Origin of the sequence: Fibrobacter sp. (assembly GCA_017503015.1) — a bacterium.
In the GTDB taxonomy this organism is placed as follows: Bacteria; Fibrobacterota; Fibrobacteria; order Fibrobacterales; family Fibrobacteraceae; genus Fibrobacter.
In genome coordinates this window covers 59,007-84,421 of the sequence record JAFVTX010000001.1, presented here as the reverse complement: position 1 = coordinate 84,421, position 25,415 = coordinate 59,007, and the positions used below count along the sequence as shown (strand labels likewise).

The window sequence follows — 25,415 nt, the reverse complement described above, 5'->3', positions numbered from 1 at the left end:
TTTACTCGTGAAATTCGTCTTCGCCATCCACAATTGGAGCAGGCTCACATTCCCCAATCATCTTGATCGCTTCGCAAATGCGGTCAATTTCGGTATCGGTTGTAATAAACGGCGGCATCGTATAGACATAGTTGCAGAAAGGCCTGAGCCATACGCCCGTTTCGCGAATCACGCGCAGAATATCGTCTGCGGATGGTTTTGCCTTCAGCTCCAGAACACCGATGGCGCCAAGAACACGCACGTCTGCGGCGTTTTCGAGATTGCGGAGTGGTTCCAGATTTGCACGGAGCCGCTTTTCGATTCGGGCGACTTCGCTCGCATAGTTTCGGTTTTCAAAAAGCGTAAGGGAGGCAATACCTGCAGCGCATGCTAGCGGGTTCGCCATGTAGGTGGGCCCGTGCATAAACGCGGGAATCTTGCTGTTCGTAATGGTTTCGGCCACATTCTCCGAAGCGACACAAGCGGCCATGGTAATGCTTCCGCCGGTAAGGGCCTTGCCGATACACAAAATGTCGGGCTTTATCCCCGCATGCATCATCGCGAATCGCGGACCCGTGCGGTAAAAACCAGAAGCGATTTCATCCAGAATCAACAGGATGCCTTTTTCGTCGCAAAACTTGCGGAGGCGTTTTAGGTAGCCCGCATTGTAGAGCCACATGCCGTTTCCACCCTGAAAAACGGGCTCGCAAATGACGGCGGCTATTTCGTTCTCGTGCTCTTCCACAACACGCTCCATCGAGGCAAAGTCGTTATCGTCCCAAGGGGCATCAAAGCGGCAGTTCGGGCGCTCGGCAAAATAATGATGCGGCATGATTCCGCGGAAAAGCACATGCATTCCGTCGGGGTCGCTGAGCGCCATGGCTCCGGCCGTATCCCCATGATACCCGCCTTTCAAAGCCACCAGCTTGCAACGTTCGGCATGACCAAGGGAATGCTGGTATTGCACCGCCATCTTGGCGGCACATTCTACGGCAATGCTGCCCGAATCCGCATAGAAAATCCTGTTCAGGCCTTCGGGCAAGAATTTTACAAGGTGCTTGCCAAGTTCAATAGCAGGTTCGTGGGTGAACCCGCCGAACATCACGTGGCACATCTTTTCGCTCTGCTTCTGGATTGCCTCAACAATTTCAGGAGCATTGTGTCCGTGCGCCATGCACCACCAGCTAGACACGGCGTCTAAAAGTTTCAGCCCATCGGCTGTTTCAATGGTCGTGCCGTGAGCTTTCTTTGCTAAAAAACGTGCAGGTGTATTCCTGAGCGCCGCGTAAGGGTGCCACAGGTGTTCGCTATCAAAATTCATACGGGCCAAATCTAGAAAGTTTTATCGACTCCTAAATCATTGTCCCCTTCAGAAATTTTAGCAAAAACAGGTAACCCGGTCAAGTCCTGCATCATCCTGATGTTGTCATCTTCCATCTCGAAATTTTTGCTCATGCCGTAGCGGTTCACGATCAAGCCGTGAACGTTGATTCCTCGAGACCTTGCGTATTCTACGGTAAGAACACAGGCATTGATGGAACCCAGTGCCGCCGTGGTCACCACAAGGATTGGCAAGTTTAACGCCTTGATAATATCTACAAGGAAAATTTTTTTCGGCACTGCCTTTGCAGTATCATCAATACCTGTGGCAGTATCGTCGTCGTAGCGAATGGGGCAAATGATTCCGCCGGATCCTTCTGCGAAAATAAATTCGTGACGGGCGCAAGCCGCTTCGAAATCTTCGCGGACCTTCGAAAGCTCTACAGGGTTTCCCTCTTTACGGGCGGCGAGGTGGGGCGAAACGGCCTCCTTGTACACGTAACTGACTAACTGTTCTTGGGAATCAACGAGACTTGCAAAGCGCTTGACATAATCGGCGTCGCCCGCAACCCACTTACCGTCCCTGAGTTCTGCCCCGCTGAGGGCAGCCTTGTAGTAGCCCGCGTCAATTCCCAGGTTCCGCCATTTTTTCACGAGAAGGGCCGTAACATAGGTTTTTCCGACATCGGTGCCGGTTGCTGTAATGAAATAACCTTTGGACATGATTAGTAAGCAGTGGTTAGTGGTTAGGTATTAAGTTCTAGGTACGAGGTTCGGGGTGTTGCACAGTTCCGCCAGGGTATGGGCGGCAAACAAAAGGTCCTCTTTGGTATGAGTTGCCATAAGGCTTGCACGTAGGCGGGCTTGCCCCTTGGCAACCGTCGGATAGCGGATGGCAGGAATCAAAATTCCGCGTTCTTGCAAAGCCTCCGAGACCTGCATCGCCTTAGCCTCGTCACCGATAACAATGGGAACGATAGCCGATGGCGACGTAGCAACATCCAAACCTTCGCGGCGGAGGCTTTCACAGAAGAAATCCACATTGCCACGAAGCTGCCGAACCCTTTCCGGATGGGCGTCGATAAACTTCAGGTTGTTCAGGGCAGCAGCGGCAACGGCAGGAGCCATCGCTGTCGTAAAAATAAAACTCCGGGCCTTGTTTCTCAAAAAATCTATCAACTTCGCCGAACCCGCCACAAAGCCGCCCTCGGCGGCTACGGCCTTGCTGAGCGTACCTACGGTAACATCGGCGTGTCCGCAACTGTAGTGCTCCGCCAAACCGCGCCCTGTTTTGCCAATTACGCCTGTAGCATGGGCCTCGTCAATCATCAAAAGGCAATCGTGCCCATGGGCAATACGTAAGAGTTCCGGCAAGTTCGCCAGGTCGCCATCCATGCTGAACACGGCATCGGTTACGACCATTCCACGGAATTCCGCACCGGATTTTGCGGCGGCATCTTTCGCTTCCAAAATGGCACGCTCCAAATCGGCCATGTCGTTGTGCTTGTAAACAAGGCACTTGGATCGCGACAAACGAATGCCGTCTATGATGCTTGCGTGGTTCAGCTCGTCACTAAAGACGTAGTCGCCCTTTCCGCAAAGAGCCGATATCGTTCCCACGTTCGCCATATAGCCCGTGTTAAATGTAATGGCGGCTTCTTCGCCCTTGAAACGGGCAATTTCGGATTCCAGCTCCACATGGGGAGTCTTGTTGCCTGTGGTAAGTCGTGCGCCACCACTCCCTGTACCCCATTCCAGCACGGCATTAGCCATGGCCTGCTTCAGTTCCGGAACATTCGCCAAATCCAGGTAAGAATTAGACGCCAGCAGAACCTGCTCATGAGAATTTCCGTCTTTTGTGTTGCGAATTAAAACTCGGGAGGCTTCGGGAGATTCCATCAGGCGCATGGTACGGTACGTATGGTTTTGTCGCATCTCCGAAAGAGCCGCGTCTGTAAATTTACTGATAATGGTAGACATTATATATTCTGATACGTTTACACACCAAGATAGCTTTTTTATCCGCTTCTATTCCCCCAGCACGTGCCGGAGCGTATCGAGGAAAAGTTCGCCCGCCCGCGTGAACTGCTGGCCCCGCCGCCAAATGATGTACATGTTGGTGGTGAGCTCGGGCATGAGCGGCCTGAAGCACAGGCGCGAACTGCGGCTCGTATCCACAAGGCCGTCGAAAGTGAGTAGGTAGCCCGTGCCCTCTTTGGCAAGCACCGAACCGTTGTACGAAAGATCCAGCCCCACGATTACGTTCAGCTTCGAAATATCGTCGCCGAACCACTTCGGCAAATCCGCCACCATCGCCTGGCGCGACGCCATCAACGGCTTGTCGAGCAAATCCTTTGGCTCGATGAAATCCCGCTTGGCCAAAGGGTCGTCGCGACGCATCACCACGCCCCAGCGATCGACAGAACGCACCGCAAGGCAGTTGTACTTTTCCAAATTGACGTTGTCTACAACCACCGCGAAATCAAAAATGCCCTTGTCCAGCTTTTCCAGGGCGCGCTCGCTGTCGCCCGAATATAAGTTGTACTTAATCTTCGGATAGTCGTCCCGGAGAATCGCGATGCACTTCGAAAGAAAATTCACGTTCCGCGATTCCGCGCAGGCAATGGCGATTTCACCCACCACCTCGTCTTCCTTCAGCGACTTGAAATCCTGCACCGTCCTGTCCGCCATCGAAAGGATATCCTCCGCACGCTCCCGCAAGAGTTCCCCCGCAGGCGTCAGCCGAATCGCGTAATTCGTGCGCTCGAAAAGCTTCTCGCCCAGTTCCTCCTCCAGCTCCTTGAGCTGGCGACTCACCGTCGGCTGCGTCACGCAAAGATTATCCGCCGCGCGCGAGACATTCCCCAACCGCGCCGCCTCCAGAAAATACCGCAAAACTCGAAGTTCCATACCCGAAAACTAATAAAATTCAAGCCCCGCAGGTATGAATTTGAAAAAATAATGCCCGAAAGGAATAACTGATTGATTTGACGGTGGGGGAGGGGGATGTCTCCCCCTGCTTGCAGCCTTGCCCTATTGTCATGCCCGCCACCGAGCGGGCACCTCCTTCTAAGGCAAGTCTTCCAGCACCCCCTCTGCGGGCGCTCAGACGCCGCCCCGCAACGCCCCGGCTTACCCCGCCCGCCCAAATGCCATACCCCAGTCATCCTGGAGCCGCAATGCGGCGATAGGATCCACTCTGCATCTCCATTCCATGCGTCATCCCCGCGATTTCTCTCGTCATCCTCGCGACTTTTCTTGTCATCCCCGCGTAGGCGGGGATCTCCTTTCCATGCGTCATTCCGGGCTTGACCCGGAATCTAGCTCAACTTTTTTATATATATTTCCCACTGACATAGCCCCGTACCGAATGGTTCGGAGCGACCGGAAATTTTGAGATTCGTCTCTTATTCTCTCTACTGAAACTACCACTTTCATATTACGCGAGAATAAGACGAACACTCACGTCCCATCTGGGGCGTGGGTCGTTTGTGCTTATTGCGTAACAAGGGTGTGGTAGCCCGCAGTAGAGGTAAGCACGCAAAGCGACTCCACGCCTTTTTTATTTGCAAAAAAAAGTTGGAAATCGTTCATTTGCTGCAGGGGCATATCTCGCTGATAAGGATGCCCCTATGGCAAAAATTGAGGTCATACAGACCGTTGATACATCGAACTTTAAGGCCGCCAACGCCGAAGAATTGAAGAAGCAAATTGTACACCACTTTGCAGAAAAGGGATGTCCTCCAACAGTCGAAATTCTATCCGATTCAGCAGTCCGTATCGTTTTCGACACAGACGCACTCGAAAAAGCCGAAAACAACTTTCACAAAGCATCATCTCTCTGCAGTGAAGGTCGTTTCAATGCGGCAATGGATTTGCTGCATAAGGCAATCAAGGCATGTCCTGGATATTCGGAGGCACATCGCTTGCTCGGACAGGTCCTATTCCAACAAGGCGAAATCAATAAAGGGATGGACGAAGTTCTTGAAGCACTACTCATCGACCCCAAAAACATGTGGGCACTAATCATGATGGGCAACATTCTTGCTAACGGGAAAAACAATGTCGACGCGGCAGACAGGTATTATAAAAAGGTTCTTGAATACTACCCTGACAACGCCATTGCGCTCAACAATGTTGCGGGCTCGCTCATTCGGAAAAAAGATTATGACAGCGCCATTCACTACATGAAACAAGCCCTTGAATTGGACAATTCCTACACAAACAGCTATTATGGGATTGCTTTAGCGTACTATCACAAGGATGATTTGGACAATGCTTTTGAATACGCAAGTCAAGGCGCGTTGAAGGGCGCAAACCGCGCAGAAGACCCCGGTGTCCGTCAAGAACTTTTGAAATTGTTATTGACTATAGCAAGAGATATTGCAGAATCAACAGACTACGAATCCCAGGTATTTGAATTTGCTCATAGCCTTGAAACCAAGTTTAATGTAACCATCAAATTTGAGCGCGATGATGAGCAGGATACCTTGGCACATCTGGAATTTGCTGATTTCCATCATCGCAAGGATCACGTTGTCAAATACAAGAAAGATGGCAACTATTGCCATTACATGCTTCATGAATTGACACACCTCGAAATGATGCTTTCCGCCCAAAGGAATGGAAAATTCCAGACCATCGGATTTACGCAGAAAAATTTTGATACTTTCTTGCAAGATTACAAACGCCATTTTGACGAAGTCAAGAAAAAGATTGGTGCTGTACAAGTAGAAAAGTTGGCAAAGCATTTGTTCCAGGGATTGTCATTACAGGTGATGAACGCCCCACTGGATTTGTTTGTGGAACAGAAAATCTATGCGAAGGCAGAATTTAGGCCGCTTCAGTTGACATCATTGTTCACAATGGAATCAAGTAACATCGATGCCGTGCGACAAACCGCGAATGTTTCTGAATTCCCGCAAATTATCAAGGACACGAATAAACTGTTGAACATGCTTCAGTCCTTGCTCCTCCGCAAGCTTTATGGATTGGATTTTGTCAATCAGTACAAGCCCTCGCAAAACATGCTGAACAGAGCCATGGAATTTTTCAAGGTGTTTGAAGATTCTCTCGCTTCGTTCAACGCAGGCGATGAATACGCCGTCTTTGAAAAGATTGCCACAACACTTGGTTTAGTAAAATATTTCACCCTTTCCGGCGTAGAAAATAGCGAAATCAAGACAGAGGCCGACAGAAATCAGGACCAGTTCAACGAAACGCACAATCCCGCAACAGCAGACCCGATGATTGCCGTCATGATGTCCTCCTATATGGTCGGAGCGTTGGAATACTTTGAAGGGCTGCTGCCGGAAGACATTGAAAAAGTCGCTTTTGAATGCGCCATAATTGGACAGAACGGAATCAGCCCGGCACAAAAGAGCGGATACAAGCTGAACAACGTTCCTGGAAAAGATTTTAGCGGTTATGAACTGCTCGCTTATTACTATGTAAGCTGGGCAATCTCGCATCCGGAAATGCTCGATAAACTGCAGTTGCCTTTTGCAGATGCCTACAGTATGGCAAAGCAGATGTTTGATTCCAGACGAGGCGAAAAATGAGCGACTTTGAAAAAATGAAAGCAAAGGTCAAGCAATTCACCATTGATCGCGACTGGGACCAATTTCACAACGGCAAGGACCTCGCCATTGCCCTTTCTGGCGAGGCATCGGAACTTCTCAATGTGTTCCTTTGGAAGAAACCTGAAGATGTAAAAATCGAAAAAGTGCGTGAAGAATTAGCCGATGTACTTAATTATGCGTTCTTAATCGCAGACAAGTACAATCTCGATATTGAGCAAATCATGGATGATAAATTGCGAATTAACGGGGAGAAGTATCCCGTTGACAAGGCTAAGGGAACAGCGAAAAAGTATAACGAGTTGTAGGAGAATACAGAATTATTCGCAAAAAGGTGATTAAAATGAGTGAATACAAGCCGATAATCTATTGTGCAGAAGAAACAGATTCTTTCCGTCGGGATATTAAGGCTAATATAATGGCTTTTCATAATGAGAAGCCAAATCTCCTTTTAGATTATCCAGTCGTTTATATTCACGCATGGAAAACAGCAAATGACCTGTACGATGTATATATTGGGGAAAGCAACGATATCGTTGACAGAACAAAAACGCATTGGAAAGATCATGCCGATTCTAATAAATGGCAATCTAAAATGCACGATTCTATAATTTATGTCATAGGACATGAATTGTTTAACAAGTCCTTAACTTTAGATATTGAAAACAAATTAATACAGTATGTGTCAAGCATGGGCGGAATCTCCATAAATCAGGTTCACAATGGAAGAGGAAATCCGCAAAATCAATATTATACACACAATGAATTGATCCCGATATTTGAAGATATATGGAATTCTTTGAGGAACAAGAACAACAAACTGTTTTGTCCCCGTAACGAGGTTGAGAATTTTGCACTTTTCAAAGCTTCGCCAATGCACACATTGACTTGCTCACAAATGAATATTCAACAACAAATTGTGAGCAGGGTAAAAAAGGCCATTAATGAAGATAAACACAAACAACTCATTTTTATCCAAGGCGAAGCGGGTACCGGTAAAACTGTATTGACAAGCCATGCTTTTTATGATTTGTTCAATATGAAATTTAAGTCTGGGAAAAAAGTCCATGCATGTCTTATGGTCAACCATGACGAACAATTGAGCGTTTATAATTCAATGGCCCAAACGCTTAATTTTAAAGACGAAAATGGCGAATATGTGGTTTATAAACCAACATCATTTATTAACAAAACATTTAATTATGAAATTGACGTATCTTTTGTCGATGAAGCGCATCTTTTACTAACTCAGGGAAAACAAAGTTACAGAGGAAAGAACCAACTAGAGGATATTATAAGGAAATCTCGTGTGACAGTTGTAATGTTTGACGAAAATCAAATTTTAACTGCACAGCAATATTGGGAAGCTCAAGTGTTAGAAGGTTTTAAATCATTAGCAATCAAACAAGGAAATTTTTTAGAATTAACTGATCAAATGAGAATGATTGCTGGTCCACAAACAATAAAATGGATTGATTCATTTACGAAAGATCTGCATATAGAACCGATACCTCATGATGAAAAATATGAGATAAAAGTTTTTGAAACGCCAGAGAGCCTTCAAGAGGCAATAAGAAATAAATCTTTGAGACCTGAATCTAAATTATCCCGATTAATCGCCACATACGATTGGGACTATAGTAGTTTACATGAGCCTACTAACGGCAAATATTGGTCCGTTGAAATAGGAGATTGGTCATTACCTTGGAACAGAGAACTTCAAAAAGATATGTCTTTTCAAGAGATTAAGAATATAAAAACAAAGGCATGGCATGAACAGAAACAAACAATCAATGAAGTTGGATCAACATTCACTATTCAGGGTTTTGATTTGGTATATGCGGGCGTAATATTAGGCCCTTCTATAACATATAGAAATGGAAAAATTGTAATAGATCCTAGTAAAAGTAAAAATGACCGTGCTACGCAAAAAAGAACATTGAGTAATAACTCTAAACAATCTTTCGGCGAAATATTGATTCAACACGAGATGCGTGTTTTGATGACACGAGGAGTAAAAGGTCTTTACATTTATGCTTGCGACGAAGAATTACGAAACGCGTTAAGGAATAGCATTCCTTTCACCTACAAAATACCCGAAATGCAACCACTGATGGCTGCAGAAAAGAAAGTCATTTATAAAGCATAAATCAACCTATGCAAAAAATACACAAGTTCCATTTAGGAACTTATGCTCTTTTGCTGTCTATTAGTTCGAAGCTGGCTTTAGACGGCGTTTGCGCGCCTACTTACGACGACATCTCGCATTATCGTAAAATCATCGTTATTCTTATCAAGATGCACAATTTGATGCAAGAACTCGGTAAAAAAGCGTAATTATTTTTTTTTCCAAACCTCTTGACAACCGCCATCTAGTAATTTATATTTAGTGCACAAGTGTGTAGAAAACTATCTTCTCGCACAGTGTAAAACAAGCAAAGCCCCGCCTTTTTATGCATGTAGGCGGAGGGAGGAATGATGAAGAATGGCGTAAACGCTGGTGGTGTCGGCATATGGCTCGACGAAATTGTTCCCTGCCTCAAGGATACCGAAACTGGGGAAATCAAGGAAACTGTGGTATTCAGGATTGAAAGCAGGTCTTTCCTGAGAAAATTCAACGAAAAGAATGGGTGGGAAATTAATTGGATCAAAATTCCCAAAGAAGTTGAGGTCTTTGCCCTTGCCTTGAAGGAAAATAATGAAATTCAAGGGCTTGTCGGGGTAAGAAATGATGTGGATGTAAAGGCCGCCTATTTGCATTGGGCTTGTACCGCTCCGCACAATAATAAACATGCTTTTGGTAAGCAAAAATACATCGGTGTTGGTGGTCATCTTTTTGCCATAGCGGCGGACCGTTCCCTTGCATGGGGATATGACGGATTTATTCATGGTTTTGCCCTTAACAAAGAGCTGTTAAATCACTATATTGATGTTCTAGGTGCAACTTATTTGGGTGCTCTGCATCCATACCAATTTGCTTTTAGCAGGATGGCATCACAAAAACTTCTGGAGGTCTATACCTATGAGTGGAATTAGAAAGCCCGCCGTCATTCTGGCGGATTCCATGGAAGAGTACTTGACTCCTCCGAATCCTTATAAAAACCCGCCTAAAGGTAAGTTGAACCTGCTGGAATTAGGGCGATATGCCGAGCGTGTGGGAAAGGATTTTGATGAACTGACTGCCGATGAAATCCTGCAGTTCAAGATTCCGTAATAGTTTGCAAGTTCTAGACCAAATAAAGAAACTACGATAAGAAAAATCGAAAAAACCGATTTTTCTACTAAACTGAGAGATTTCTATAATCTTGATGTCGTAGTAATCCTAGCTTTTTTGCCGCTTAAATCTATGCCTTGCAAGCATATCTAGTTATGAAAACAAAGTATTTGCAATATCTGAAAAAAGAGGTATATTTGAACATGTAAAGACTTCAACCGAGAGGAACCTATGAAAAAAGTATTGGTCTTGTCCAGCAGCTTGCGCAAGGGGAGCAACTCCGAAACCCTGGCGCAGGAGTTCGCGAAGGGTGCCGCCGAGGCGGGCAACAAGGTGGAATTCGAGTCGCTGCGCGGCAAGAAGATCGGTTTTTGCATGGGCTGCCTCGCTTGCCAGAAGAAGGGCAAATGCGTCATCAAGGACGACGCTCCCGCCATCACCAAGAAGATGGAATCGGCTGATGTCATCGTGTTCGCGACGCCGATTTACTATTACGAAATGAGCGGCCAGCTCAAGACGATGCTCGACCGCGCAAATTCCCTCTATTCCAGCGATTACAAGTTCCGCGAGATTTACCTGCTCGCTTCTGCCGCCGACACCGACGCGAAGGCCATGAACATCGCGAAGCGCGGCATTGGCGGGTGGATAGCCTGTTTCGACGGCGTGAAGCTCAAGGGCGCCCTCTGCGCCACGGGTGCCGAAAGCGCCGGCGACGTCAAGAAGAATTCCGCGCTCCTGAAAAAAGCGTTCGCCATGGGAAAGAAAGTTTAACCACAAGGAGACAACTCATGAAATCCAAATTTTTAAAAGCGGCATTTGCCGTGGCTTCCGCATGCACCCTGATGGCGTGCACCCCCGAAAAAGAAAACAACGCTGCACAAGGAGCCGCCGCACCGGCAACAGAAGCAGCACAACAGACAAAGGAAGAAAATATGAACAAGCTCACGCTCACCGCCGAATGGGACAAGGTATTCCCCAAGAGCGACAAGGTCGAACATTCCAAGGTCACTTTCAAGAACCACTTTGGCATTGAACTCGCCGCCGACATGTTCGTGCCCAAGGACACGAGCCTCAAGGTGAACGGCAAGTTCCCGGCGATTGCAGTCTCTGGCCCGTTCGGTGCCGTCAAGGAACAGTCCAGCGGCCTTTACGCCCAACAGATGGCGGAACGCGGATTCCTGACCATCGCATTCGACCCGAGCTTCACCGGCGAATCGGGCGGCGAGCCGCGCTACATGAACAGCCCGGACATCAACACCGAAGACTTCATGGCGTCCGTGGACTTTCTCTCGACCCGCGACAACGTTGACCCGGAACGAATCGGCATCATCGGCATTTGCGGCTGGGGCGGCATGGCGATCAACGCCGCCGGCATTGACACCCGCGTCAAGGCGACGGTTGCATCCACCATGTACGACATGAGCCGCGTATCCGCAAACGGCTACTTCGATTCCGCAAACAACGCCGACGCCCGCAACGAGGCCCGCAAGGCTCTGATGGCCCAGCGCACCAAGGACTTCAAGAACGGCACGTACGACCTGGCCGGCGGTGTCATTGACCCGCTCCCGAACGACGCTCCTTACTTTGTCAAGGATTACTACGCCTACTACAAGACCCCACGCGGCTACCACAAGCGCTCCCTCAACAGCAACAAGGGCTGGGCCGCCTCCGCAGGCACCTCGCTCATGAACACCAAGCTTCTCGCATACGCCGACGAAATCCGTAACCCGGTGCTCATCATCCACGGCGAAAAGGCCCACAGCCGCTACTTCGGCGAAGGCGCATTCGAAAAGATGACCGGCAAGAAGGCGAATGTCCCCGCAAAACTCGACGCCACCAAGAACTGGAGCAAGACCGTCGGCAACAAGGAACTCCTCGTCATCCCCGGAGCCTCCCACGTGGACCTCTACGACAACCTGGAAAAAATCCCCTTCGAAAAGCTGAACGAATTCTTCAAGACGAACTTGAAGTAAGCAAAAGACGCAAAACTGCGACGATTATTTGATTAAGTTTGGAGGTCACAACTTGTGACCTCCATTCTGCTATCTCGTCACGATAATGATCTAAATAGAAATTATTTGATGGTTCTATGGTCACAACTTGTGACCATAGAACTTTTCCAGATTGCTTTTTTTTCAGCGCTCACAAGACTGTTGATGAACCGTTAAAAAAGGGCGTTTTCCACTGACGTGGGTCGGGCTATATTTTAGCGGCGATCGTCATCGCGTTGCTTGTCGCTAGCCTGCTAAAACGGTGCCACAGCACCGCCCCAAGGGGTCACGCTTCGCAGGCTCGCTATCCCTAACGCGGATGAAAAAAAGTGCCAAACCGCTTTTTTGTCATTTTTTGCCATTTTTAAATGCTATTTTAGGGATATGTGCGTAAATGCCATATTGACAATTATACATTCAAAACCTATTTTTTAGCGGAGGAATAAACCTATGGCAGTGGCAATAAGATCCATACCGACGCTTCAAGGGGAAGACGCTGAACGTTTTCTCAAGGAAGCCGAATACGCCGAAAAGAACGAGCGTAAACAGGATTTTGGCGATAAAATCCTGCTCGTTAGAAATTTCCTCCGCGAACAAGGTTTCTAGACATGACCCTCGCCGAATTTTTGAACCGATGCTCCTTTGCTCGGCTTTCTCCGGAATTGCTGCAAAGTTGCAACCCCTTCAAATGCGGAAATGAAGACCTTGACGAATTTTTCAGAGAGGATTTTCGACTATACGGTGAAAAACTTTTGGGAAAGACTTATGTCTTTCGTCTAAGAGAGCGTCCCGAAAGCATCGTTGCTGCATTTACAATATCAAACGATTCAATTCGAATCAAACAACTTGCTCCTGAAGACAAGGCGAAGATTGAATATGTCACGGAGAATGGCGAGAAGAATCTTCGCCGCTATCCCGGAGTTTTGGTCGGTCGCCTAGGGACGAATATTGAATTTGCCAAACAAGGTTTTGGCTCTGCAGTAATGGACTTCATCAAGGCTTGGTTCCGTAGCGACGAAAACAAGACCGGTTGCCGGTTTATCATCGTTGATGCAATCAATAAACCGGAAGTCATTCATTACTATCAGAAAAACAATTTCAAATTCCTTTATAGTTCCGAAATTAACGAAGCAAGGGCTCTTGGAATCAATGTAAAAATGCTGGGCGAAAAACCTTTGCATACGCGTCTGATGTATTTTGATTTGATTGATATTAAATAAAAGCTAGAATTGTAAAGCGACGTTATCCTTCCTCGTCCAGTTCCGGTTCGTACTTGTTTTCCACCATCATAGCCAGCTCCAGTTCTTCGTTAAACTGTTCCAACTGGCTAAGTGCCACATTGTCCAAGTCAAAACTGACAAAGGCGGGAACCCCGTCCTCGCTCATGTTGGCGAGCAGGTTCAAGATGCGCTTGCGACGCCAGCGGGGCATGTCGGTAATGGGGTATTCGTGGAGTCGGTCCAAGAAGGATCCGGGGCAGTAGTCCATCGCTTCCGAAAGTTTTTTCTTGAGCATCTTGCGGTACTTTTCGACCTCGTCCTTTTGGCCTACCCGCGGAAGCTTGCGTACGCCGGGCTCGATGCCTTCCAGCACGAAACTATCTACTGCAAAGGATACCGAGTCGAAGGTTATTTCGCCCCTGCGCAGGAATAACCAGCACGTTGTAGAATTCCCTTCGGTATCGGTATAGGTGACGGTCCCTCGCCTGATGTGGCGTTCGTTGCCGACAACCTGGTCCATGGGCACGTCACGCCCGTAAATCTCAAATGTTACCTTGAAATTTTGTGTAGGAAACTTCTTGACGATGTATTCCCGGATGTAATCCGGGAGCCACTGGTGCTTGAACAGGTTCAGCATTTAAGCCTCCTTTTGTTTGGCATTGTATTCTTCAAGTTCCAGCATGTGGACCACGTCTTCGATGGGGAGGCATTCATCTTCCATCTCTCCCAGGCCTGCATTTGAATTCTGGATAGCGGCCACCAACGCATTCCCAAAGGAGACTGCCTTCAAGTCCGCCTTGGTGGAGTGTGCCTCAAATTGGTGACCGCACGAGCCACAAGTCATGGCAATGTTCTTTACCCCCGAAAGAGGACTCCCGCCTCCACCGGTACAATAGGCGGTTTCATGGCATTTGGGGCATTCTGTTTGAAACAACGGATTTTCCCACAAACGGAGCAAGCCGCCCAAGAAAGCCACCGGCATTTTCCATTCGCCAGAATATGCCAGTCCAAACCGGATGCCGTCTATGTGGCAACGGGCCGTTTTTTCGTCTGCAAGAATTCGCTCCTTGTTCCGGATGAATAGGGGCACGCTTTCGCGAAGGATGCGCTCGCGGCGCTCCCTGCGGGCCTTGTAGATATCGGCAAAGGCGCATTCTTCCATGAGTAACGCCTGCTGATCATCACTGACGGCAGGCATTTCTACATCGTTCGGCATGCGTTTGTCGGTATTCTCCATAGGAAAAGTCCTTATTGCGTTGAAAGTCTATTCTTATATCGTTTTTAAGAAACGATTTGTAAAAGGATGTGGTTTCTGTCTGCCCTTTAACGGTATTTGTGGGGCTTTGTTGAAATTGTAGTGTCTGCTTTTACCAAGAACTCTTCACTAAGGTTCATCTGCCCTTGAATCCAGGTATAATGGATTACGCTATGGATGTTCAACAGGCTGTCAACTGTGGCACGGGGAACATTAGTAAAGTCGAAAGGGCGGCATCCCGATTCGATTCGCTTTTCAAAATCGACCAACGAATCACCGAGGGCCTCGTACTTGCCTGTAATTTCGAATTCAGTGTTTTCCCAGGCGATAAAACCGTCAGGGCATTTAATCTCAAATCCACTTAGGGAGTCTTCGCAACCTCTACGGACTTCTATAATTACCTGCGTGGCGAATACGGATACAAATAGTCCCACGCACACCCAGAACCAGGAATTGCTAAGCGTCTTTTTCGAAAATAGCCTCATTACATCCTCGCTTTTGAAAAGAAATTGATGGACTCCTATCTTATATCGTTAGATGCAGAGGGAACGTAAAACGTCACCAGAAATAATCTGGTGGCATCGTTTTTTCATTGTCGTTTTAATGAGTCATTTTGTAAAGGATGTTATTTATTCCCATTTTCCGAAACAAGCTCAAACTTTGCATCTGGATAGAGCTTTCGCATTTGAGCAATCGCAAGCCACTTGGATTCATCGAATACGGCGACATTTTCCGTATAACCGTTGTAGAGAACCTTAAAATCGAATTGTTGAGGCAGTTTCCTTTTTTCTTCCTTTTTCTTTTCGTATTGCGTTTCCAGATATTCAAAATCCACGTTAAAGGGGGCAGCCTTCTCTCCGTTCCATTCAGCCTCCCTTGTCAAGATTTCTAAAAGTTCTGCAAAGCCTTCGTCCCAGTTGTCGTAACGGAGAAAATGCACCTTTTTGTCCATTGTATCGTAATACAGCGTATAATTGGTAGAACCAACCGCATCGTTGTTTGCGGTATAAACACGAATCCCTATGTAGGGCACTTCATCATAGAAGGCCATCCGCAAATTATTCCCGTCGCAGAAAGCCATTAGACGTTTGAATTCCGGGAATTTTTCGGGGTAATTTTCATGCTCGAAAAGTTCGCGAGATACTCTCATTTGGAAACTCCTTTTTTAACGACAAATACTAAAATTTCTTGAGGGTGTTTTTTTGATATCTCATAGCATCTTTGTATAATGAATTATTTGATAATTCTATCAACCTTTTTTGGATTCGATTGTCGTATTGCGACAGCATAAACCGAGGGCTACCCATTTCTTGGAGATTCTCTCGGCAATGAATGTCGCTCAGCAATTTCTCGTATACTAGGTTGATATTTGTAGCATTTTCTTGGCTCTTTGTTCTCCATTTATTTGGGATTAGAGGCACTTTATCAATGAAGATGTTTTTGTACTTTTCCTCAACATTGTTTTGTTTCAATAATTCATAAATTGCATCTGTTCCTGTTTTATAGCCTTCTTGACAGTCATATTTCCCTAATCGATATAGTTGATTATTGAATAGACATGCGGAGCCATCCATCAGACATTGCAATTCGTAGGCATTCCGTTTTACGTCATTCCTAAATTCTGTTGCAAATTCTGTAACAATTAAACCATTGACATAGGTTTGGGGAAGAGGAATGTATCCCCACAAATCCATTGAATTTGGTAATGTTCTACACCAATTTAAATTAGACAATTTTTCCGGTTGCGCAATTTTATAAAAAGCTTTCGCTTGTAGAGCTGCACAATCGTAAGTCAAAAAATCATTTGGTACATCCTTGGGGATGATTTGCAGGGGCTCTGGTTGATTTGATGAGCCGTGAATTTCGTTTTGCACAGATTCTTCAAAAAATTTCTTCTGGTAGTGAATACGGCATTTTAAGTCTTCAAATATTGTACCGTGAACGGCAGAATCAACCACGCTTGTGTTTGCACTAGACAAGTTGACAAATTTCGTGATATCGTTCTTGTCACTGACAATCATAACGGGATACTTACTCGTATCAGTTCTTTTAAAATTTATTTCATGGTAAAGCGTCTTAGAACTATAAATGTAACGTTCTATAAGGTTTCCTTGACGGCAGTACAAAGAAGGAGGAGCATTGGTCAAATGCCTGTAATAAAACTCAGAACCGCTATATATTTCTTTTGAGACTACATTTCCATTATCGTAAATATATCGGATGTAATTTTCCTGACAATTTGAGATGGAGGGGTCCTTTATGTTTGTTGCACAAAAATCTATTACGCCAAATTTGTTATAGGATTCGTAACAAAAATGAGTCGGATTATCCTTGGTGCCATTTTTAGGATATATGAGCAAAAGTCTTTTTCGAACTACCTGTTTCTTTGAGAATTCTTCCTTATGAAAAAAAACGTAATTTCCTATGGTTTCCACATATTCTCTGCGTAAAATTTTTTCGTCTTCCAAGATCGTTTTTGCTAGCAGGGTAAGACAATTTTTGGGGGTGAAATAAATTTCTTTTTTGGGGTAATCGTGAATGATGGTGATGTCGGCACATGAGGTGATCTTTGTAAATTCAGCTTGGTAAATATCTTCAAAAGGCGTCTCGCGTTCCGATTCGTTTCTTTTTAGCAAATCATTGTTGGTAGAAACAATCTTGCCATCTCTTTTTAAGGAAATCCTGAATTTACTTCTTAATTCATTGTTCATAAATAACGGCCCTATTTTATTTTCGGCTTGTTGATAATTGTACAGACTTTATCTAGATAGTCCCCCATGCTTGAGAGCATCCTTTCATTGTCTTTGGTGTTGTTGTCAATTCTAAAATGCATAATCTCGTTGCGAATCTTTCTGATTGCTTCTAGTTTGGCTAAGAAATCCTTTTTGTCTTTTCTTAAATTAAATCGGCTCCACATTTTTTCAAATACTGCGCTATACATCCAAAATTCCATATCGTTTACGTCTTCTAATCGTTCGATAATACGAGAATCCGTTTCTTCTTTTATTGCTGGTGTGGCTGACTTATCGGACCTTTGGAGAAACTTTTCTATAACAGCATCTTTTATCTCTGGTAGTGTTACTGTACTCATCAATTGTCGAAGACATGATTCTATTTTTTCTATAAGGGAATAGGGAGTAACCATGTCAAGGTATAGTTTTGAAATGTCATAAGCGGTGACAAAACCAAGAATGGTCGAATCTTCTCCAACTACTATGACATACTCATGCTCTTTTAATTGTTTTGCAACATCTGATATGTATTTATTTGATTCAACCCACAATATTTTGTCATCTTGCTCAAGGAAGTCTTTTACATGGGCATCAAGACATATGTCTTCAACCATCAATTTTTTACAGATGGAATCATAGGATATACACCCTTGCACATTACTTTTTATCGGGTGCTTTCCATTTTTTAGGTTGTTTTTGATGACAAGCAATTGAGAAAAATTATTATCATCCATTGTTTCTAGCGCACTTCGTAGCTCTTTGTTGGCCAAGACGCATTCGGTTTCTTGGGGAGGGGTGAAAAATTCTGAAATCTTTTTCATACTTATTTCCTTGTTGGTTTATAAGGATTAACTTATACTTTTTAATATATATATTTTCCCCCTCATGTGAAAAAATTTTACCAAGGAAAATCTCACCCTACAAATGGGCAAAAATTCCCTTGACAAAGGTATTTCTTCGTTATTTCGATAAATTTGGGGTATTCGATGCCCCCAAAATCATGCTCGTAGGTTATCATGCCCTTACGGACAAGGTCGTTACAATTGCAGTAGCGCAAAATGTTGGAGGTCTTCTCAATCGCTCCGAAATATCGTTTGGTCCTTTCGAAAAGATCCTTGGTCAGATAGCGCTCTGGGTTTTCAAGAACGTCCGACGTACAGCACATCACCTTCTCGGTGTTCCTGGCAGCACTTGCGGTCCGAAAGACGGGGATTCCCGCGTTGCGGAATGTTCCTATAGAACCGGCACATCCATAGACAAGTCCCTCCTTCGTGCGAAGTTGATTCAACAATATGGCCTCGTCGCTAGCCGCGAGCATGTTTGTGGCAAGCAGCATTGCTGCATAATCGCGGTTGCCTACGATTGGCTCCGCACCGATGAATACTATAGAGTTGTAATCGTTTCCGTCACTTGATGAAGGAATTTCTGGCATGTTCCAAACACTTCTGCATGGGGCGATTTGCCCAAACCGCCTGCTCTCCGAGAACTCAACTTCCGGGAAATGAACCCTACGTGGCCCCACATAGACAATTCGGCTGGGGTGGGCAACAAGTCGTTCGTAATCCTTCTTGAACTCGTTAAAGGTGTAGGCTCGAATATCTTCAAGCACTCCTTCGGGCCCGTGGAGTCCGTAAATTTCCAAAGTGCCTCGACCGAGGGTATGCTGAAAAGCATCCGCATTCATCAGCTCCACTTCGTTGATTACTGCACTCCGCTCGCTTTCAAAATCTTCTTGCGTAAAGCGGTCTGCATCGGAGTTTACTATTTGCTGCACGATGATCGGGGCTAGCGTCTCCAATACCTCGGCAGTTCCGGTGAACGAGGCGTTTACCATCTCGTAGTTTACGCAATAGTCGTTTTCGATACCGTTCTCGTGGAGTATCGGCGCAATCGGGTCCACCGCCTTGCCAATCATGTGCTCTATAAGGTGACACGAGCCATGCTTGCCGTCCGCCTCGTCAAGAGGCGAGAGATTGTCGTAAACAACATGCAGGCTCGCCATTTCAAGAGGATTTATTTCTTGTATGATCATTTTGCCCGCTTTTATATTTCGTCGTTCCTCAGCATGTTCGACCCTGCACTTCTAAAGAGTTCCCGCATGAACTCGTCGTAGCCGGATTCGCCCTTTTTTGGAATGCGCCTGATGTTGCTGGTTGTAGATTTGCCGTTCTGGTCGAGTTCCTTCTTTTCTTCGATTTTTTCCCCATGTTGGACTCCTTGCTTTTTGTGTTGCCGTTCTGTGGCGGTGCCTTTTTTACATCGTCACAAAGACGCGATTTGTAAAAAAACGTGCAATTTCAGCTTGAATTACGCAGCCGTCGCAACAAGGGTATTGAAATCCATCCCTTTTTCGGCAAGCATGCGGACGAGCTTCTTACGGTAGTTGCCGGTGCTTGCCCGAGTACAGCCCATGAACCTTGCGACTTCGGCATCGGATCCCCTGAAGCCCTGATTGCACACTTCTTGACAGGTCTCAAAGTAGGCTGCAATTTTGGGGGCGCTGGCGGCAATGCTCTTGATTTTGAGGATGGCGTCTCTCCTGAAGCAATCGCCCTCGACATCTTCTTCGTTTGGAGTTCTTTCCAGCAGGGCGGCAAAAGCGTCTTCTTCTGCAAGTTCTTCGGAGGCATTTATCTGCATTTTGGAACTGATTTTTATGCGATCGTCACGTTTGGCGTTGTCGCGCTTGTCGGCGGCGAGTTTCCAACAGACCTTCTGGGCGATATACGCCAAGAATGGCACGCCAAGATTTTGGTCGAAGTTCATGACCGCCCTGCAAAAAAAGAGGTATGCGTCCGAGGCCAGTTTCTCCCGGCGATCCCTAGGCGAATCCCCGATCATGTCGAAATCGGAGTTTATGCGATAGGATTTTCCGACCATATTGCCCATGACGGTGTCCCCTACAATTTTCCAAAGAAGTCTCAGGGCACCCGAACGAATGCGCCCATTTTGTGCATTTTGGGCAACCTCTACGAGGCTATTGATGTTCATCTGGGTGGACTGCGTGCCGTTGTGTTGCGTCATGAACAACTCCTTTTAAGTGTTAAAATGGCGATTTTACGCAGAAATCGGTAATTTCCTAGCAAAAAGACACGATGTATCCCCGGGTCCCCTCAATCGGGGGATCTTTATAACACGGGCGTTTGCAGAGGAAAATTATTTGATTCTAATCACCGCTGTTTATTATGTGATTCATTTGACATTAAATGTCAAAATGCAGCAAATACGACAAAATCAGATGAATCTATTCCAGGATTAGGATATTATCCGCTACCGTCAACCGTGGCAATTTTTTCGTGGGCGCAGTACGAGGCGATTTCGTTTGGCAAAATTTATCAAGGAAACTTCTTAGCGCATTTTGCAAATGAATAACAGCGTACTTTTCGACATCGTCAACAAAGTAGCTGTATTGCACAGTACCTAGTTTTGTCAAACCATCTAGTTTTGCTATCGGGAATAGTTCGGTTTTTTTCTTATAGCCTTCCTCATCATTCTTGCCATAGGCGTTTTCATAAAGTGCGGTCATGATATTCGAAGACCATTCTGGCATATCCCCGTTGCGGAGCGCCATATCGAGAATCGAACAGTTTGTAAAGCTCGGCTTTCTCTTGTTCTTGAATGCAGGTTCATAAAGAAACTTGTAGCGGCTATTGAATTTACGGTTGGCGTCACGACCGTCAGTTACACTGTTTTTTTCGTAAAATTCAGAGTAGTCTTCGATAAATTCGTAGCGGTCGTATGCATTCGGAAAAATAGAAACGAAAACCGCATAGGCGATGGAACCATATTCTTGCGGGAAAGATTGTATTTCACCGACAGAAATGCTGCTTAAAAGCAATAGCAGGTTTTCTGGATTCTTAAATAGATTCGACTCTGGCAAAGCTCTTGTACGCACAGGTGAATCCTTCGCAAGTTTCCTCATGTCGTTTGCATACTTCACCAGTCTTTCTACCGGGCCGCTGATTCCGTATCCCTTGCCGTTTCCAAACATCGCCTTGATAAGGCTTGCCGCAAAAGTGTCTGCGTATTCAAAGCCCCTGGCGGTCAATACTTCGCGGCCATCCCTGTTGACGAATTTATGCGGCTTGAGTTTTGGTAGGTAGATCTTGTTGTAATATTCGTTCGCCTCGCGAATCAGACCAAAATCGTTGATATAGGTGATTGCTCCGTTTTTCGCTATTTTTGCTCGCCCCGTAAAAAATGTCAATCTGCCATTCCCGTCACATTTCGTTATCTCGGCGAGAACATGAGCCACCATCACGGACAAGTCTTCGATTTCAAGCCCCTTTACCCCGTGTTTCAACTTATCGTAGCTTTCCCAGAAATTTCGGTTATCCGCAAATAATTCCCAGTTCTTGATTTTGGGATTTGGAAATTTTCGGTAAATGATGCTCAGGGCGTCGATGATTTCTTTTTGTTTGGCGGCAGAATAAAACTGTTCCCAAGAAGACATGCCTAATGGCGTTTCCTCCTTATCGGCCCAGTCTTCGGGCAAGCTAGTTTCCGTTGCAGATATTTTTTGCACAGGGATGGCGGCTTCGTAAAGGATGGGGAGGATTGCGGACATTTCGTCTGTTGAGAATTGAACCTGATAATGGTTGCGAACCAGGATGAACCTAGGGCCAGCTTCTCCAAAAACTCGCTTCTTCGATTCGTCGCATTTCGTCATATTGTCGATTTTTGCGAGGATTGACGCCTTCTGCCGGCCTTCGGTTTTCGATTCGGCAACCAAAGCGTAAAGGGATTGCCAAGCGCTTGTTTTTCCTGGATGTTTCAGAAACTCTTCTCGGCCGATAATGCAGCCTTGCTGCGGAAATAGCCAACCAAAGCGAGGGAACCTACGGTTGCCCGTGCGCCTGGAACCGCACAGTTTCAAGATTGCGTTGTCTTCGGTCGGTTCTTCATAATCGCGACGCAAACATTCTTGTGCAAATTCGATATCCTTATAGAATACAAACATCCGTTCATGGGTTTCCTTGCCTACATCCCAGGAACTCTTCGCATATCCTCCATTTGCAATCAACTGTTTGTCGCCCCAATTAAAATAAGGCTTAGGTGCAATTTTCTCGAGAATATTCCAGATGTCCTGCTTGCTCATATAAAAAAACATTCAACACATTTATTATGTGATTTGATAATAGTAAAAGGATTAAATGATGGCTACCCCCAAAACGATAAATCCCGCAACAACAAGCAAAAGCGACAAAACGGCAAGAAACACCTTTATAGTGGCCACCACAAGGAGCGCAAGTAGGCATAAGGTCACAATGCCGACAATCATTGCTAAAAAGAGAGCTTCCATAACCTATTGCTTAGCCGCGGCAAAGCATCCTTCGCCCGTGACGGCTACGAAAATGTCTTTCCCCAGCATCAGGGTGTCGCCCGCCCCGATGTGATAAATTTTCCAGACCTCGTTGCCATCAAAACGGTCATCGTGACAACGTTTGTAAGGCGGCGTTGTCTCGCGGCATTCCGTATAGGTGTAGTTGCGGGATGTCTCGAAGCAGGTTTTTCGACCGGAAAGGTCATAACAGACGCGCAACGGGTTATCCCTACTTTGTTGAACTTTTACGTGGAATTCGGCCCGCGTCGCTTCGGAAAGCGCCGTCCGGTTTAGACAATGGATTTTCGTAATGCTGTTGAATCTGGCAGAAACGAGCGTGTCGAAGTAGTTCTCCCTGTCATGTGTCGTAGCGCAGGCACAAATAAACAGGGCAAGCGCAAAGGCGATGATAAATTTTTTATTTGCCCATCCGTTTCCCATACACGCTCCCCGGTCGCTCCCACTGGTCCCATCCGTAGCCTGGCTTCAGCTGTATCCAGTCGTATGTGTCGCGATACCTTATCTGGTTCTCGTATTTCTTGTCGAACCTGTCAAGCACCTCCCTGGTATTCGATAGGGTCTGTCTGATTGGTGCTCCATCTTCGTAATATATGGTCTGGTTTTCCTTCGGCTTGAACCAGTATTCTCCAACCACGTCGAACCCGCCGTTGACGGTAGCCAAAATGTCCGGGCAATTCTCGCGGTATACGTCGTTGGTCAGAAAATTGCCGCCCATGTCAGGGTACGACCAGTCGTAGGCACAATACAGTCCGATAATCTTGCCGTTCTCCTCCATCGCCTGTGCCTTCGCAAGGTGCAGTATGAGAATGTTGTCACATTGCCCGTCACTGTTCACTGGGAAGTTAATCTGTCCGACATAATGGCATACCTCCTTGTCGCCAAGGTCGATTATGGTTCCCGGATGGTTCCATGCAGTAGAATACATGGAATTTGTGCGGGCGAAACGTCACACGCCGGTCGGCTTGTCGGCAAAAGCTAGGGTCGAAAGTGCGAGTGCTAGCAGAAGAACTCTTTTCATGGAAATAAAAATATTATAAATACAATCATCGTATTTTTTTTTACGGAGATTCTAATATTCGTCATATTCAACATCACATATTGATTTAAGATTGGGCGAGATATTCTTACAGTCTTCAGAAATATTGCATTCGCATTTATCACTGTTAACGCATCGTATTATCCAATGGCAGGTAATACCAAGAACATCTTCTTTTGCTTCCATTCCAAGTTGCCAATCAAAGCCTCCCATCTCCGTACCATCCTTAAACTCAAAAAACGCGGATTTTGGAGATTTAAAGCCGATTACATTCCAATATGGGTATTCGTCACACCCGCTAGGGCATTTTGCTTTATAGACATCTATTTTTTTTGCATACGATTTCATAGCAGGAACGATTTCCTTCATTGCTTTTTTCAAAATAATCTCCTGCGAATCCTCTAATTGATTGACTTGCTCGTCTATTTTTTTTGTTGCTTGGTTTTGCTCCACTTCATTGTTTATGGATTTAATTTTGTCTATACCTAATTGCAACTCTTCAAGAGCCTTCTTCTTTCGAAAATCTGAAACATTAGACATGCTTTGAATCGCAGTCCGTATGTTATCAACATTTAAATCTGTTTCTTTTTTAGCAGAACGGGCTAAAAACACATATACAACACTCATCAACTCATTGCCGGCATTGATTTGTTCCTGAGATCCCTTAAGCCCCATTTTGTTGTTGTGAAACTTACCAGCAATGTCAAAATAGAATTGCGACAATTCGTCACTGTTATTGATGTCGTTCACTCGGTTAAGGTAGTTAAATGTTTTTGGAATAGGTTTTTCAGAATCAGGAGTTATACTGTTTTGTTTTTCAGTTTGATGGGTTTCCTCTTTTTGAGAGCTTACTTTATCAAGAGAATTTGTTACGCAAACTACGTCACATCCCGCAATAAATAGGCAGAACACAAGTCCTGCACATCCACCTTCAGCTTTTGCAAAACAAATAAATGTTAGAAAAACCATTAATAACCAAATTGCACCAAAAAATACAGCGGGTAAATATCCTGAATTATGCCAAGAAGAAGCTGCTACGATAAAACAAACTAGTCCAATAATACCGCAAATAACGCCTCCGATCCACATGCCTTGTTTTTTGTCCTCTGCGGCTTTTATTTCAGCTAAATCTCTAAGATATTCTTTATACCATCCCATATAAGTCTCCTTGTTGTTTAAGTAGATGATACTGGTGTTTATTGATGTAGATATTTAGAGTTCGCCCCTGTTCCACAAGGAACCGTGCCAAATTTTGTGAGGACACAAAAAAGGCGCAGATCGTTGCGTTTTTCAAGCCGAGGCTCTGCATTGCCCAAGAACGATAAACACAAACGACCCACGCCCCAAATGGGCTGTTGCCCTTGGTCTACACGACCAAAAATCAGCCGAATGGCTGATACGACAATCTGAAGCATACCGCAAAACGGCATGCCTGCGTGAGCGTTCGCCTTGTCCCCGTTCTTGTGAAATTTGCAGATTTCGGCCAGAGAACAAGAGCTAAACTCTCTATTTCTTACTAAAAATAACATAAAATAGTCTAAAAAGCGCACGAAAGTGGAGAAAAATTCTTTTTTTTCGGAAAAAAGGCGTTTTTCCTCAAATGTGTATTCCATAATCGGCTCTTCCTTGTAGTTTGGACGTACCCTGTCATAGTATTGTTTTTTGCACGGGAAATGTAAAAGGCTACGTCCAAAGCGTTAAAGACATCTTTTACAATTTTCGATGGGGAAACGGAAATCTTAAAA

Annotated in this window: 26 protein-coding genes and 1 pseudogene; 9 read left to right on the top strand and 18 right to left on the bottom strand. The window is 45.5% G+C overall.

Annotated elements, in window-relative coordinates; genetic code table 11:
- Position 1: 1 nt before the first annotated feature.
- From bioA to IKB43_00395, 4 genes are read right to left on the bottom strand one after another with little or no spacing between them, the layout of a single operon-like run.
- Positions 2-1,300 (bottom strand): adenosylmethionine--8-amino-7-oxononanoate transaminase, encoded by a 1,299-nt coding sequence (gene bioA, locus IKB43_00410; protein ID MBR2468608.1) that lies wholly within the window; start codon positions 1,298-1,300, stop codon positions 2-4.
- Between the two features lie 11 nt (positions 1,301-1,311).
- On the bottom strand, positions 1,312-2,022 hold the full coding sequence (gene bioD, locus IKB43_00405; GenBank protein ID MBR2468607.1) for a dethiobiotin synthase: 711 nt from the start codon (positions 2,020-2,022) through the stop codon (positions 1,312-1,314).
- Between the two features lie 30 nt (positions 2,023-2,052).
- Positions 2,053-3,279 (bottom strand): 8-amino-7-oxononanoate synthase, encoded by a 1,227-nt coding sequence (bioF, locus tag IKB43_00400; GenBank protein ID MBR2468606.1) that lies wholly within the window; start codon positions 3,277-3,279, stop codon positions 2,053-2,055.
- A gap of 48 nt (positions 3,280-3,327) precedes the next feature.
- Positions 3,328-4,209 carry a LysR family transcriptional regulator gene (locus IKB43_00395; GenBank protein ID MBR2468605.1) on the bottom strand — a complete coding sequence of 294 codons (882 nt, stop codon included), beginning with the start codon at positions 4,207-4,209 and terminating at the stop codon, positions 3,328-3,330.
- A 722-nt stretch (positions 4,210-4,931) separates the two neighbouring features.
- On the opposite strand from IKB43_00395, the gene IKB43_00390 reads away from it, so the two are divergent.
- The 9 genes from IKB43_00390 to IKB43_00350 all read left to right on the top strand — a co-directional run bounded on the left by IKB43_00390 (position 4,932) and on the right by IKB43_00350 (position 13,303).
- The gene (locus IKB43_00390) at positions 4,932-6,860 is read left to right on the top strand and encodes a tetratricopeptide repeat protein (GenBank protein ID MBR2468604.1); all 1,929 of its coding nucleotides are present in this window, start codon (positions 4,932-4,934) and stop codon (positions 6,858-6,860) included.
- Positions 6,857-7,186 carry a nucleotide pyrophosphohydrolase gene (locus tag IKB43_00385; GenBank protein MBR2468603.1) on the top strand — a complete coding sequence of 110 codons (330 nt, stop codon included), beginning with the start codon at positions 6,857-6,859 and terminating at the stop codon, positions 7,184-7,186. The genes IKB43_00390 and IKB43_00385 overlap by 4 nt, the downstream gene beginning before the upstream one ends.
- Before the next feature lie 35 nt (positions 7,187-7,221).
- Positions 7,222-9,027 (top strand): DUF2075 domain-containing protein, encoded by a 1,806-nt coding sequence (locus IKB43_00380; GenBank protein MBR2468602.1) that lies wholly within the window; start codon positions 7,222-7,224, stop codon positions 9,025-9,027.
- 329 nt (positions 9,028-9,356) lie between these two features.
- On the top strand, positions 9,357-9,914 hold the full coding sequence (locus IKB43_00375; GenBank protein MBR2468601.1) for a hypothetical protein: 558 nt from the start codon (positions 9,357-9,359) through the stop codon (positions 9,912-9,914).
- Entirely contained in the window at positions 9,901-10,092 is a 192-nt protein-coding gene (locus IKB43_00370) for a hypothetical protein (protein MBR2468600.1), read from the top strand. Before IKB43_00375 ends, IKB43_00370 begins: the two co-directional genes overlap by 14 nt.
- A 231-nt stretch (positions 10,093-10,323) precedes the next feature.
- Positions 10,324-10,863 (top strand): flavodoxin family protein, encoded by a 540-nt coding sequence (locus tag IKB43_00365; protein ID MBR2468599.1) that lies wholly within the window; start codon positions 10,324-10,326, stop codon positions 10,861-10,863.
- A gap of 17 nt (positions 10,864-10,880) precedes the next feature.
- Entirely contained in the window at positions 10,881-12,065 is a 1,185-nt protein-coding gene (locus tag IKB43_00360) for an alpha/beta hydrolase (GenBank protein ID MBR2468598.1), read from the top strand.
- A gap of 468 nt (positions 12,066-12,533) precedes the next feature.
- Positions 12,534-12,689 carry a hypothetical protein gene (locus IKB43_00355; GenBank protein MBR2468597.1) on the top strand — a complete coding sequence of 52 codons (156 nt, stop codon included), beginning with the start codon at positions 12,534-12,536 and terminating at the stop codon, positions 12,687-12,689.
- A gap of 2 nt (positions 12,690-12,691) precedes the next feature.
- Entirely contained in the window at positions 12,692-13,303 is a 612-nt protein-coding gene (locus IKB43_00350; GenBank protein MBR2468596.1) for a hypothetical protein, read from the top strand.
- A 22-nt stretch (positions 13,304-13,325) separates the two neighbouring features.
- Here the strand turns inward: IKB43_00350 and IKB43_00345 are convergent, their stop codons facing one another.
- The 14 genes and pseudogenes from IKB43_00345 to IKB43_00280 form a co-directional block, all read right to left on the bottom strand.
- On the bottom strand, positions 13,326-13,940 hold the full coding sequence (locus IKB43_00345) for a hypothetical protein (protein ID MBR2468595.1): 615 nt from the start codon (positions 13,938-13,940) through the stop codon (positions 13,326-13,328).
- A complete protein-coding gene (locus IKB43_00340) occupies positions 13,941-14,465 on the bottom strand; it encodes a hypothetical protein (GenBank protein ID MBR2468594.1) in 525 nt (174 codons plus the stop codon). It lies immediately after the preceding gene.
- Positions 14,466-14,626: 161 nt separating this feature from the next.
- Positions 14,627-15,043 (bottom strand): hypothetical protein, encoded by a 417-nt coding sequence (locus tag IKB43_00335; protein ID MBR2468593.1) that lies wholly within the window; start codon positions 15,041-15,043, stop codon positions 14,627-14,629.
- A 140-nt stretch (positions 15,044-15,183) separates the two neighbouring features.
- Entirely contained in the window at positions 15,184-15,708 is a 525-nt protein-coding gene (locus tag IKB43_00330) for a hypothetical protein (GenBank protein ID MBR2468592.1), read from the bottom strand.
- Positions 15,709-15,736: 28 nt separating this feature from the next.
- Positions 15,737-17,269 carry a hypothetical protein gene (locus IKB43_00325; protein ID MBR2468591.1) on the bottom strand — a complete coding sequence of 511 codons (1,533 nt, stop codon included), beginning with the start codon at positions 17,267-17,269 and terminating at the stop codon, positions 15,737-15,739.
- A gap of 11 nt (positions 17,270-17,280) precedes the next feature.
- Entirely contained in the window at positions 17,281-18,111 is an 831-nt protein-coding gene (locus tag IKB43_00320) for a CBS domain-containing protein (protein MBR2468590.1), read from the bottom strand.
- A 92-nt stretch (positions 18,112-18,203) separates the two neighbouring features.
- Positions 18,204-19,322, bottom strand: a complete 1,119-nt coding sequence (locus IKB43_00315) for an insulinase family protein (protein ID MBR2468589.1) — start codon at positions 19,320-19,322, stop codon at positions 18,204-18,206.
- Positions 19,323-19,597: 275 nt separating this feature from the next.
- Positions 19,598-20,314, bottom strand: coding sequence for a hypothetical protein (locus IKB43_00310; protein ID MBR2468588.1), 717 nt, complete (start codon positions 20,312-20,314; stop codon positions 19,598-19,600).
- 220 nt (positions 20,315-20,534) lie between these two features.
- Positions 20,535-22,388: a hypothetical protein gene (locus IKB43_00305; GenBank protein ID MBR2468587.1), complete on the bottom strand. Its 1,854-nt coding sequence runs from the start codon at positions 22,386-22,388 to the stop codon at positions 20,535-20,537.
- 51 nt (positions 22,389-22,439) lie between these two features.
- A complete protein-coding gene (locus tag IKB43_00300) occupies positions 22,440-22,592 on the bottom strand; it encodes a hypothetical protein (protein ID MBR2468586.1) in 153 nt (50 codons plus the stop codon).
- A gap of 3 nt (positions 22,593-22,595) precedes the next feature.
- On the bottom strand, positions 22,596-23,054 hold the full coding sequence (locus IKB43_00295; protein ID MBR2468585.1) for a hypothetical protein: 459 nt from the start codon (positions 23,052-23,054) through the stop codon (positions 22,596-22,598).
- Positions 23,032-23,652, bottom strand: a pseudogene (locus IKB43_00290) (hypothetical protein). The gene IKB43_00295 and the pseudogene IKB43_00290 overlap by 23 nt, the downstream one beginning before the upstream one ends.
- Positions 23,653-23,703: 51 nt before the next feature.
- Entirely contained in the window at positions 23,704-24,828 is a 1,125-nt protein-coding gene (locus tag IKB43_00285) for a hypothetical protein (GenBank protein MBR2468584.1), read from the bottom strand.
- A 38-nt stretch (positions 24,829-24,866) separates the two neighbouring features.
- Positions 24,867-25,283: a hypothetical protein gene (locus tag IKB43_00280; GenBank protein ID MBR2468583.1), complete on the bottom strand. Its 417-nt coding sequence runs from the start codon at positions 25,281-25,283 to the stop codon at positions 24,867-24,869.
- Between the last annotated feature and the right edge of the window lie 132 nt (positions 25,284-25,415).